This is a genomic window from Pseudaminobacter salicylatoxidans (assembly GCF_003148475.1).
Lineage (GTDB): Bacteria > Pseudomonadota > Alphaproteobacteria > Rhizobiales > Rhizobiaceae > Pseudaminobacter > Pseudaminobacter salicylatoxidans.
This window is the reverse complement of sequence record NZ_QGGG01000027.1, coordinates 22,047-32,575: the sequence shown is the minus strand read 5'-3', so window position 1 is coordinate 32,575 and position 10,529 is coordinate 22,047. Positions and strand designations below refer to the sequence as shown.

The 10,529-nt window shown below is 61.0% G+C and carries 9 protein-coding genes and 2 pseudogenes; 8 read left to right on the top strand and 3 right to left on the bottom strand.

Annotated elements, in window-relative coordinates; genetic code table 11:
* Positions 1 to 206: 206 nt before the first annotated feature.
* On the top strand, positions 207 to 371 hold the full coding sequence (locus C7441_RS24210; RefSeq protein ID WP_170125242.1) for a hypothetical protein: 165 nt from the start codon (positions 207 to 209) through the stop codon (positions 369 to 371).
* A 172-nt stretch (positions 372 to 543) separates the two neighbouring features.
* Here the strand turns inward: C7441_RS24210 and traG are convergent, their stop codons facing one another.
* From traG to C7441_RS23065, 3 genes and pseudogenes are all read right to left on the bottom strand, one after another.
* Complete coding sequence (gene traG, locus C7441_RS23075) at positions 544 to 2,514, bottom strand: Ti-type conjugative transfer system protein TraG (protein WP_109614885.1); 1,971 nt, start codon at positions 2,512 to 2,514, stop codon at positions 544 to 546.
* Positions 2,513 to 2,710: pseudogene (locus C7441_RS23070) on the bottom strand (conjugal transfer protein TraD); the annotation flags it as partial. The gene traG and the pseudogene C7441_RS23070, both read right to left, overlap by 2 nt.
* Positions 2,711 to 2,738: 28 nt before the next feature.
* Positions 2,739 to 2,963: a TraC family protein gene (locus C7441_RS23065; RefSeq protein ID WP_109614883.1), complete on the bottom strand. Its 225-nt coding sequence runs from the start codon at positions 2,961 to 2,963 to the stop codon at positions 2,739 to 2,741.
* A 214-nt stretch (positions 2,964 to 3,177) separates the two neighbouring features.
* On the opposite strand from C7441_RS23065, the pseudogene traA reads away from it, so the two are divergent.
* From traA to C7441_RS23035, 7 genes and pseudogenes are all read left to right on the top strand, one after another.
* Positions 3,178 to 5,421, top strand: a pseudogene (traA, locus tag C7441_RS24665) (Ti-type conjugative transfer relaxase TraA); the annotation flags it as partial.
* Between the two features lie 18 nt (positions 5,422 to 5,439).
* Positions 5,440 to 7,251: a BID domain-containing protein gene (locus C7441_RS24660; protein ID WP_425326607.1), complete on the top strand. Its 1,812-nt coding sequence runs from the start codon at positions 5,440 to 5,442 to the stop codon at positions 7,249 to 7,251.
* Positions 7,248 to 7,781: a conjugative transfer signal peptidase TraF gene (gene traF / locus C7441_RS23055; protein WP_109614881.1), complete on the top strand. Its 534-nt coding sequence runs from the start codon at positions 7,248 to 7,250 to the stop codon at positions 7,779 to 7,781. The genes C7441_RS24660 and traF overlap by 4 nt, the downstream gene beginning before the upstream one ends.
* Positions 7,744 to 8,940 (top strand): conjugal transfer protein TraB, encoded by a 1,197-nt coding sequence (locus C7441_RS23050; RefSeq protein WP_244916238.1) that lies wholly within the window; start codon positions 7,744 to 7,746, stop codon positions 8,938 to 8,940. The genes traF and C7441_RS23050 overlap by 38 nt, the downstream gene beginning before the upstream one ends.
* Before the next feature lie 13 nt (positions 8,941 to 8,953).
* Positions 8,954 to 9,589, top strand: coding sequence for a TraH family protein (locus C7441_RS23045; protein WP_109614879.1), 636 nt, complete (start codon positions 8,954 to 8,956; stop codon positions 9,587 to 9,589).
* Positions 9,586 to 9,951, top strand: a complete 366-nt coding sequence (locus C7441_RS23040; RefSeq protein WP_109614878.1) for a thermonuclease family protein — start codon at positions 9,586 to 9,588, stop codon at positions 9,949 to 9,951. The genes C7441_RS23045 and C7441_RS23040 overlap by 4 nt, the downstream gene beginning before the upstream one ends.
* Entirely contained in the window at positions 9,951 to 10,424 is a 474-nt protein-coding gene (locus C7441_RS23035) for a hypothetical protein (RefSeq protein ID WP_146201558.1), read from the top strand. Before C7441_RS23040 ends, C7441_RS23035 begins: the two co-directional genes overlap by 1 nt.
* Positions 10,425 to 10,529 lie beyond the last annotated feature (105 nt).

Genomic DNA, 10,529 nt, shown 5'->3' with positions numbered 1-10,529 from the left:
CTCGAAAGTCATGACACGGTTCCTTCTCTGAGTTGCGCAGAATGATCTTAGCATCTCGCGCGACGGGTTCGGAGGGCCGTCCACATCATCAATTTGCTTCGCAAATCGGCTCCCCCATCTGCCCTTCGGGCCGCCCAGGGGCGGTCATTGACTCAAGCCCTTCACCTTGGCGCCGAACCTTTGTTTTCAATCAAAGGAGCAAGGCAATGACGACCTACGATCACATTCAGGAACTTCGCGCAGAGCTGGCGGCATCGCTGGACGCCGGCGAGCGGCAGCAGATCGCGGCCGAGCTGGAGCAGGCTATGGTGCAGCACGCGGCGGAAAAGGCCGTATTTGACGCGCTGTTCAGCGCCGAGCCGCCCCGCTAGGGCGGCTCAAACAAACGGGCTTCCGGCCCTTTGCGGTTTTCCAGCCCGGAGGGCCGGAGCCCGGTTCCTACTTAGAACCGGGCGGAGCAGGTGGAGGCCTGAACGCGCTTATCCAAATTGCGCCGAAGAGAAGGCCGTAACCTGTGGTAAACCGCAATGGGGCGGCTTCCGCTTACGCGCCAGCGTCCGCCTTTGACTTTGGGGAGAAATTGGACGCACCGACCCTCGAGGCCATTTCCTGACGGCGGAAATAGATCGACCGGCCGCAGCGGATCGGCGGGTTGCCGCTGGTGAAAATGATCTGCTCGTCGGTCCGCATTTGCGTGACCTCATAGGGCAGGATCAACGCGCGTTGTGTCAGTTGCTTGGAGCGCGATCGACCAGTTCGCCCGCCATTGGTGTTGCGGCTGACTTGATCGACTTCGATTGTCGTCTGGCCGCAGCGCTTGGAAATGTAATCGGCGGTGTCCGTGTCATTGACGGCCGAGAAGGAGACCCAGGATGCGGATTCGAACCATTTGCTGGTCGCATCGCGTCCGCCAAATGCTTCGCGCATCTGGCCGAGGGACTGGAACAGCATCAACAGGGTAATGCCGTACTTCCGGCCCGCATCGCGGGCCGTTTCGATGATCCGCATGTAGCCAAGGCGCGCGGCCTCATCGAGGAGGAAGAGGGCGCGTTCGTTGATGTCGCCATTGCGATTGTAGACGGCCTTGAGGAACGCACCGATAATCACACGGGCCATGCCCGGATGATTTTCGAGGGTCGATAGGTCGATGTTGATGAAGATGGTGTGCGCACCGTCGGCAATGTCTTCGGTCTTGAAGGTGGCGCCGGATACGAGAGCCGCATAGTTGTCGTAGGACAACCAATGTGTCTCCTTGGTAGCAGTCGCATAGACCCCGGAGAACGTCTGTTCGGTCATGTTGATGAAGGGGGCAACGTTCTCCCGCACGAAGCGGGAGGAGGTGTTTCTGTGAATCTTTTCGAGTTTCTTCTGCAGGGTCTTTTCCGGTTGGGCGAGCCGCTTGCGAACCATGCGCAGCGATTTTTCGCCAGTGCGCAGCTCGTCGTCTTCCTCGTCCTCGTCGTCATCTTCCAAGGGCTCTTCACTCAGCATCACGTCCGCGATGATCGCGGTTATGAGCTGTTCGGCCGTGGTGCGGAAAAAGTCATCGGAGCCGGAACTGACACGCGGCTTTTCGCTCATCAACCATGCCGCGACGGAGGCGATATCTTCCTCGGGCGAGTTGCCGTGTTGCCCGATCCAGTCGAGGACGTTGAACCCGACTTCGGGTTTCCGGGGGTCGAGCGTGAACACGCGCTGGTAATTGCTGCGCCGGTGCGCAGTGACCATTGGCGCGATCTCGGTCGAGGGATCGAGGACGATCAGTGTCCCTTTGAATTTGAGCGCGGTCGGGATCACAACCGATGTCGTCTTGAAGCCGCCCGATCCGGCGAAGACGAGCCCATGGGTGGAGCCGAACCCGGCATCAAAGCAGAGCAGGGGCGCTTTCCCGCCCTTGCCCCAGGTGTCCTTTCGGCGGGGATCAAAGCCGACCTGGCCGACAGTATCCTTGTCGGGGCGATAGTTCTCGCCAACGACAATGCCGCCCGACGCCGGGAACAGTTTTGCCGCCTGCGCATCACTCATCCAGTCATTGGCGCCATGAACGGCGCGGGCTCCACTCAGCCGTTTCGGGCCGGTTGAGCCGAACGCCATATTGCCTCGCATAGCGACCTTGAGGCCGAACAGTGCGGAGCCGAGCGCGACAGCGGAGCCGCCCAAGGTGTAAAGGTCGAGGTAGTTGCCAATCTGTCCATCGGGCACCCAATCGATCATGGACATGATGCGCGTTGTTTCGCCAATCATACCAATTGCAGCGACGGCCGCGCCGCCCAAGAGGACGCCAAGGCCTGCCGACTGAATTGCCAATGATCCTCGTGTCGCAAGCAGGAAGATGATGCCGAAGGCAGCCGCCGTCACATAGGGGAGGGCCAATCCGATGCGTCCGAGCGTCTGATAGGATTCCGGCGTCTTGCCGAATCCGGCCACCCAGGTCTCAATCCCGTTCATCGCGAACAGGATTGCCAGCATTACCGCGATCGGGGCGCTCATCAGCGCCAGCTTCTTTGCTTCCATTCTCGAATGCCTCCTTGCCGCGAGCGGCAAATCGCGCCCGCTCCGTTTCGTCGTTCAGCCGTTCGGCGGCTTCAAGAAGCGCGCCGAGGATAACGGCTTTATCGACATCGCGAAGACCGGCTTTAACGACCAGGCCGCCAAGCTGGATTTTCTCACGCGTGTCTTTCTTCCGCTCGTCGCTGGTCGCTGATTGCAACTGCCGCTCCGTCCTGGCGATCCGGGCGCTAAGCCGTTTTACCGGGCTGTGCGCGCGCGGTCTGAAATCGGGCAGCCACTTCCTTCATGGCCTTCACAAGATCGGCGTCACTCGCTTCGATCTCATGAAGCCCCGCCTTGATGGCCAGTGCTCCCAGGCGATCAGCCTCTTTTGCTTCTGCCTCTTTGAGCTCCTGTTTCAGGCGCTCCATTTCGGCTTTGATCTGTGCCGGGGTTTTTGCCTTCCTTGCCATTCGTTGATGTCTCCAAGTTGTTGTTGCCGTTCTGTTTTGCCTCATGGGTTTGCGAGAGGCAACCCCTTCCCGCCGATAGGCGGCAACTTTACAAAGCACCGGCTTGCCGGTACATGTTTTGGTCTGTGATTAACAGCGCAGTAATACGTTGCTTCGCAACGTCGCTCAGAAAGCGCCCTTTGTTGGGGCGCTTTGCTCACCGGAGGTTCGCTCTTTGGCGATCACGCACTTTACGCCACAACTGATCAGCCGGGGCGAAGGCCGCTCGGCTGTCGCGGCTGCGGCGTATCGCCATTGTGCTCGTATGGAGAATGAACGCGAGGACCGGATAGCGGACTTTTCCAACAAGTCCGGCATGGTACATGACGAGTTCGTGCTGCCGGAGGATGCCCCCGAGTGGGCAAAGGCCATAATTGCGGATCGGACAGCGGCCGGGAGCGCCGAGGCGTTCTGGAACAAGGTGGAGGCGTTCGAGGTTCGCAAGGATGCGCAGCTTGCCAAAGAGTTCATCATGGCATTGCCGATCGAGCTGACGACGGAACAGAATGTCGCTTTGATGCGCGACTTTGTTACCGGACAGATATCGAAGCGGGGGCTGATTGCCGATTGGGTCTATCACGATGCACCGGGCAATCCGCATGTGCATCTGATGACGAATCTTCGGCCGCTCACCCATGACGGTTTCGGTGGCAAGAAGGTGGCCGTGCTGGACGAGAACGGCAGGCCCCTGCGTTCAAAGAACGGCCAGATTGTTTACAAACTATGGGCCGGGGATAAGACCGATTTCCTCGCATTACGCGAAGCGTGGTACGCGGCGCAGAACAAGCATCTGGAATTGAACGGCCATGACGTTCGCGTCGATGGGCGGTCCTATGCCGAGCGCGGCATAGAGCTTGCGCCAACCTCGCATATCGGTGTTGCCAGCAAGGCAATACAGAGGGAGGCCGAAGCAGAAGGGCGCGAGGCGAAGCTTGAGCGTCTGATGCTGCATGCGGCAACACGGCGGGAGAATGCCGAGCGGATCGCGGCCAAGCCGGAGATCGTCATCGATGCCGTTTCGCGTGACCGGAGTGTTTTCGATGAACGCGACATTGCGAAACATCTTCATCGCTATGTTGACGACGTGGGCGAGTTTCAGAACCTCATGGCGCAGATCATGGCGAGCCCGGAGCTTGCGATGATCGAGGCGGAGGGCGTTGACTTCGCGACAGGGGAAGTTCTGCCGAACCGTTATTCAACGCGGGAGATGATCCGCGTTGAATCGGAAATGGCGTCCCACGCCGAGGTGCTTTCTAGCCGGGGCCGGTTCGGTGTTTCTGCCACAGTCCGCAACGAGGTGCTGGCTGCGCAGAGCCGTATTTCCGACGAGCAGCGGATCGCGATTGAGCGCATCACGGGCAATGAGCGTCTTGCCATGGTGGTCGGCCACGCCGGCGCCGGTAAAACCACGATGATGAAAGCGGCCCGCGAGATATGGGAGGCGGAGGGCTTCAAAGTGGTGGGCGGGGCGCTCGCTGGTAAGGCTGCCGAAGGTCTTGAGAAAGAGGCCGGTATCGAGAGCCGGACACTGGCCTCATGGCAATTGCAGTGGCAGCGCGATCGGCTTCACCTGGACGACAAGACCATCTTTGTCATGGACGAGGCGGGCATGGTTGCCTCTCGTCAGATGGCAGATTTCGTTTCCGAGGTTTCCCGTTCCGGAGCAAAACTCGTACTGGTCGGTGACGCCGGTCAGTTGCAGCCGATCGAGGCGGGCGGCGCCTTTGCCTCGCTTTCCAACATCACCGGCTATGCCGAACTGGAAACGATCTATCGCCAGTTCGAGGACTGGATGCGGGAAGCTTCCATGAGCCTCGCGCGCGGCGACGTGGAAACGGCATTGACTGCCTACAACGATCGCGGCCATGTCATCGAGACGGCCACAAAGGACGAGGCGATTGCCGCGCTCGTGAAGGATTGGGTGGCGGACTACGACCCGAACCGTTCGAGCCTGATCCTTGCCTACATGCGGCGCGACGTGCGGGCACTCAATGATCTTGCGCGTTCCGCTCTTATCGAGCTCGGTCAGCTTTCCGAGGGTCATGAATTCCGGACCGCCGAAGGTGCGCGCAATTTCGCAGCTGGCGATCAGGTCGTATTCCTGAAGAACGAAGGCTCCCTTGGCGTCATGAACGGCATGATCGGGCGCGTGGTGGACGCCGGGAAGGGCCGTATCGTCGTTGAAGTTGGCGAGGGGGGGCGTGGCCCCGGCAGTTCACGCAAGGTCGAGATCGATCAGCGGTTCTATGCGAATGTCGACCACGGCTACGCGACGACCGTACACAAGAGCCAGGGCGCGACCGTCGATCGCGTCAAGGTTCTGGCCTCGTCGATGTTCGACCGCCACCTTTCCTATGTGGCGCTTACCCGTCATCGGGAGAGTGTCGAGCTGTATGCGTCAGCCGACGAGTTCAAGCGGTATTCGCGCGTCGATCATATGGCCGGCATCACCGGCAAGATGGTCGATGCAGGAATGGCGAAATTCCGCGAGGGAGAGGACGTGGCGCCGTCGCCCTACGTGGATCTTCAGGACCGGAACGGATCCACGCATCGCCTGTGGGGTGTCAGCCTTCCCAAAGGCGTCGAGCAGTCCGGAGCATCCATTGGCGATGTGGTCACGCTTCGCAAGGATGGCACCGAGCAGGTCATCGTCAAGGTTCCCGTGATCGATGAAGCGTCGGGCAAGAAGCATTTCGAGGAACGTGCTGTCGAGCGGAATGTCTGGACGGCGGCAATCGTGCAGGAAACCGATCCGGTTGCACAGCGGATCGGGGCGGCCGCCATGTTCGCCAAGCCGGGGCGCATCGATCATGCCGCCGGTGTGACCGGCGAGCTGGTCGAGGCAGGAGAGGCGAAATTCCGCGATCGTGAGGACGTTGAGCCGACACCCTATGCCGACCTCAAGGCGGCCGATGGAACGGTGCATCGGCTATGGGGCGTCAAGATACCGAAGGCACTCGAGGAGGCGGGAGCATCCATTGGCGATACCGTTACCTTGCGCCGAGACGGGACCGAGGACGTCAAAACGCTGGTGCCGGTTGTGAACGAAGCCACCGGAGCGACCCGGCTTGAAGAGCGGACCGTTGAGCGCAACGTCTGGACCGCTGTCAGGATCGAGACGGCCGAGCAACGGACAGCGCGGCAGGATAGCACCTCGAAGGAGCAGCCGTCGCAAGTGTTTCATGCTCTTGTCACGCGCCTATCCCGATCAGGAGCGAAAGGGACGACGCTCGATTACGCCGGGTCCAAGCTCTACGACCAGGCCTTGGCCTATGCGAACAATCGCGGGCTCTACGGCATCCGCGTGGCAACGGCGCTGGCGAAAAATCATGCGCGTTGGATCAAGGATCAGCGCGCGCGCCTGGCCGCCGCCGGCGCGAAACTCGCCAGCTTCATCGAGCGGTTCGGCCGCAACCAGTCCGCCCGTTCCATACCGGCCGCTCAAACTCAGCCTTGGTTGCGCGGTGTCGCGACCTGGGCACAATCCATCAGCCAAGCAGTGGAGGCTAAAGTGCAAGGTGACGCGACCCTGACAGTCCATTGGACTGACATCAACGACCGCATGAAGCTGATCTATGAGAAGCCCGAGGAGGCGATGAAGGCGATGAATCTAACGCCAGCCCTCAATGGCAATGACTCAGCCGCCAAGGCCGAGCAGAGCCGTATTCACGACCAGCTCGCCAACAATCCCGAAGCTTATGGCGCGCTACGCGGCAAAACCGGCTTGCTGGCGTCAGGGGCGGCCAAGGCCGAACGGCAGCGCGCCGTCGGCAATGTCGCGCCGCTGCGCAAATCCATGCAGGATTATATTCGCCTGCGAGCTGAGATCGCGGATCTCCGGACGGTGGAATTGAGCCGCGAACGTGACCGCCAGCGCATCGACATACCGGCAATTTCCAGTTCGGCCGAGCGCGTTCTCGAGCGTGTCCGCGACGCGATCGACCGCAACGATATTCATTCGGCAATGGGCTTTGCCCTAGCCGACAAGATGATCAAGGCCGAGATCGATGACCTCAACAAAAGCCTCGACAAAAAGTTCGGCAATCGGGCGTTCAGGGGCGGTGCGGAGCCCAAGGGCAAATCGTTCGATGCCGCCGCTGCCAAGGTCGCGCCCGGCGATCACGCGAAACTCGCCAGCGCATGGCCGATATTCAACGCAGCGCAGAAGCTTGCCGCCCATGAAAAGGATCTGCAGCAGCAACAGGCCCGCACGCAAACGCAGTCTCGCAACCCGGGCATGACCCGATGAGCAGACGGCGCAACGCCCTTGCGATTATCGGCGCCGGCGCGCTTCTGATCGGTGGCATTGCCAGCGCGTTTGCGTTCGGCGGCTACCGGATCAACTTCACCCCATCCTATCCCCTCGGGCTTTGGCAGATCGAGCCATTGAACCGGGAGATCAGGGCAGGGGACCGCATATTCATATGCCCGCCCCAGGGCGCGGCCGCAGCACTTGCGCTGGAGCGGCATTATCTGCCCCGCGGTCTTTGCCCCTCCGGGAGCGGGCCGCTCATCAAGACGGTTGCGGCAGTCGCCGGTCAGGCGGTCGAGATCGACGGCCAGGTTCTCGTTGATGGCAAGCCTTTGTCGTCCTCGCGTGTCCTCAAGGCTGACGCTGAAGGTCGCGCCATGCCGATCTTTGCCGGAGGCAGGGTCAGCGAGGGCACAGTGTTCCTGCATTCGGATTTTGTTGGTTCTTATGATTCAAGATATTTCGGCCCAATCCCCACGTCCGGCGCGCTTGGCCTCGCGCGAGAAATTCTCACCTTCACCCCGTAGCATCGCCGTTGGCGCTGCTTTCGTCGCCGGTGGCATCATCACCGGCGCCGTCGGGTGGAGCGGCCATGCCCTGGCATTCCCGGTTGGCGTTGCATTTCCAGCACTTTGGGCATTCGCGCCCTCGCGAACCGTCGCGGCGCTTGTGGCGGCCGCCCACTTCCTGGGCGCCGCGCGCGGCCTTCCGGTCGGAACGTCGATTTTCTTTGGCGAACAGCTCGCCATCGGGCTTGCGTTCTGGATTGCCGCATCGATCCTCTTCGTTGCGGTCCATGCCGCGCTCTGGACAGCCAGGGGCGGTTGGCATCGGCCGCTGCGCTACGCGATCGCGGCCATCCTCATGAGCATCCCGCCCTTCGGCATCACCGGATGGGCAAGCCCGATCACGGCGGCCGGAATCTTGTTTCCAGGGTGGGGATGGTTCGGATTGGCAGCAACTGCGATCGGCCTGCTCGTCATGACGACGAGAGCCTGGCCGATCGCCGCGTTCGTCCTGGGAGGATTTTACGCTTGGTCCACTGCAACGTGGACGCCACCAGCAGTACCGAAAGGGTGGGCAGGGATCAACACCGGGTTCAAGTTCACGGCGGCCGGGCAATATGCCGATTACGCGCAGCATCTTGAGACAATCGCCCTGGTGAAAGAGGCTGTAGGGCAGGGAGCAAAGGCCGTGGTCCTGCCTGAAAGCGCCCTTGGCCTTTGGAGCCGGACCACCGAGCGGCTTTGGCTCCGCGAACTGGCGGGCGTCGAGGTCAAGGTCAATGGCGGTGCGGCCGTCATCGATCCGATCGGCTATGACAATGTGATGATGGAGATCGCGCCGGAAGGTTCGCGGATCCTCTATAAAGAGAGAATGCCGGTCCCGGCATCGATGTGGCAGCCCTGGCTGGCTTTGACGGGCGAGGGCGGAGGCGCGCACGCGCATTTCTTTGCCAATCCGGTTGTTGAGTTCGCGGGCTTTCGCGTGGCGCCGCTCATCTGCTACGAACAATTGATCATCTGGCCGGTCCTGCAATCCATGTTGCATGACCCCGATGTGATCGTTGCCACAGGCAACGGCTGGTGGATCGGAAACACCAATATTGTCGCAATCCAGAAGGCGAGCGCAGAGGCGTGGGCCTCGCTGTTCGGCCTTCCGCTGGTGATGGCCTTCAATACTTGAGAAAGGAGCGGGCATGATCGACGCGGCTTTGATTCAACAATGTGCCGATCCGCGCTTGAGCGTCGAGATCGTTCAGAAATTTGTCGAGGAAGTCGGCGCCGCCGATCATCTGACGGTCACGGTGAAGAGCGGCCAGCGGACGTTCGCTGTTCCCAAGCCGGCCACGGCCGAAGAAGCCTTGGCGCTGACGCAACAGCATGTGGGCCAGGCTGTGGTTCGCGTCGGGCTGACGCAGTATCCGGCCGGCCTCGGTGTTGCCGACAAGAGCGAGCTGAGCATCGACCTGTTCGACCCTTGCGAAAATCTCCGCAGGGGCACGGCTCTGTTCGGCAAGGTCTACCGCATCGTCACGAAGTGGTACGGCAATCCCCGGCCGGAGGCGTTCGATGACGCGATATGGGCTTATGGCACCGGCATCTTCGAGGGGGAGCGCGTGTTCTATGCCGACGATCCCGAAGACGTGAAGGTTGCGGAGCCGGAGGCGGCCGAGGCTCAGGAGGCCGAGGGCGAGCAGTCGGCAGAGACTGAGGTAGGCGAGGGGCCTTCAGAACCCCCGTTCAAGGACGAAGACCCGAACAAGGCGAGCATCCGGATCGATCTGTCCGGTATCAAATCCCACAACACGGAGCCGAAGACAGCAGGCCAATGAACAGCCATATCATCGTCACCATCATGCTCTGCGCCGTGCAGTGCGAGCCGACAGAAATCCGCATCTGGGACGGAGACACGTTCCGCGTCGGGAGCCGCGGCGGCGAATCCGTGCGGATCTTCAATATCGACGCGCCGGAGATCGAGGGGAAATGCCGCTTCGAATCCGACCTGGCGCAGCAGTCCAAGCAACGGCTTGCTTCCATCCTCCAGGATGGCAAGGTGGAGATCCAGCGGCAGGATACTGATCGCTATGGACGCACCTTGGCGGGCGTTCGGGTCAACGGTCAGGACGCCGGCGACATGCTTGTGCGGGAAGGCCTGGCCCGCACATGGAGCGGGCGACGGGAGCCGTGGTGCTGATGGCGGATTACGACACGATCAAGGACCGCTTTATCCTGGTCAGCCCGGACGAGGCGACCATTCATGTTGTCAGCCGGAAGCTGTTTCATGAGGTGATGGGTGGCGTGGCGGCGCTACCCCAATGGGCCGGACTGCGGTTCAAGTCTGCCAAGGTGCTGATCGCCTACAAGGGCGACTTGCCGCTTATCGTTGCCGTTGCAGAAGGGCGGATCGAGCAGCTTACCGAAACAGGCGTCATCGATGCTGATTTTAATAAGCTGAAACTTGCGTCGAAATTGAAGACCGCCTTCAGGGACAAGGCCCGTCCGCAAACCGGCTCCCATCCCTTCGCGCAGCGCGTCGTGGATGCGACGAGCTGGGAGTGCAATGAGGAAGCGGACGCGGACATCTTTTGGCGCCTGACGGAGTATTTCATCGAAGGGAAACGTGGGCAGTCTGTGGTCGCCCAGATCGATGTTGAATTGGTAGCCTGATCGGCGGGAAATGGAAGACTGTGGGTTCGAGCAAGGGGAGGCTCATGAACGATTGCCCTTACTTCGCGGCGTTCCCTACGGTTGCCGTTCGAAGTCGCGCTCGCT

What these genes read in the sequence shown, in the direction of transcription:
- C7441_RS24210 (WP_170125242.1), top strand. Translation starts at nt 207, where the DNA reads ATGACGACCTACGATCACATTCAGGAACTTCGCGCAGAGCTGGCGGCA.
- C7441_RS23045 (WP_109614879.1), top strand. Translation starts at nt 8,954, where the DNA reads ATGATCGACGCGGCTTTGATTCAACAATGTGCCGATCCGCGCTTGAGC.
- C7441_RS23040 (WP_109614878.1), top strand. Translation starts at nt 9,586, where the DNA reads ATGAACAGCCATATCATCGTCACCATCATGCTCTGCGCCGTGCAGTGC.
- C7441_RS23035 (WP_146201558.1), top strand. Translation starts at nt 9,951, where the DNA reads ATGGCGGATTACGACACGATCAAGGACCGCTTTATCCTGGTCAGCCCG.
- traG (WP_109614885.1), bottom strand. Translation starts at nt 2,514, where the DNA reads ATGGAAGCAAAGAAGCTGGCGCTGATGAGCGCCCCGATCGCGGTAATG.
- C7441_RS23065 (WP_109614883.1), bottom strand. Translation starts at nt 2,963, where the DNA reads ATGGCAAGGAAGGCAAAAACCCCGGCACAGATCAAAGCCGAAATGGAG.
- traF (WP_109614881.1), top strand. Translation starts at nt 7,248, where the DNA reads ATGAGCAGACGGCGCAACGCCCTTGCGATTATCGGCGCCGGCGCGCTT.
- C7441_RS24660 (WP_425326607.1), top strand. Translation starts at nt 5,440, where the DNA reads ATGGCCGGCATCACCGGCAAGATGGTCGATGCAGGAATGGCGAAATTC.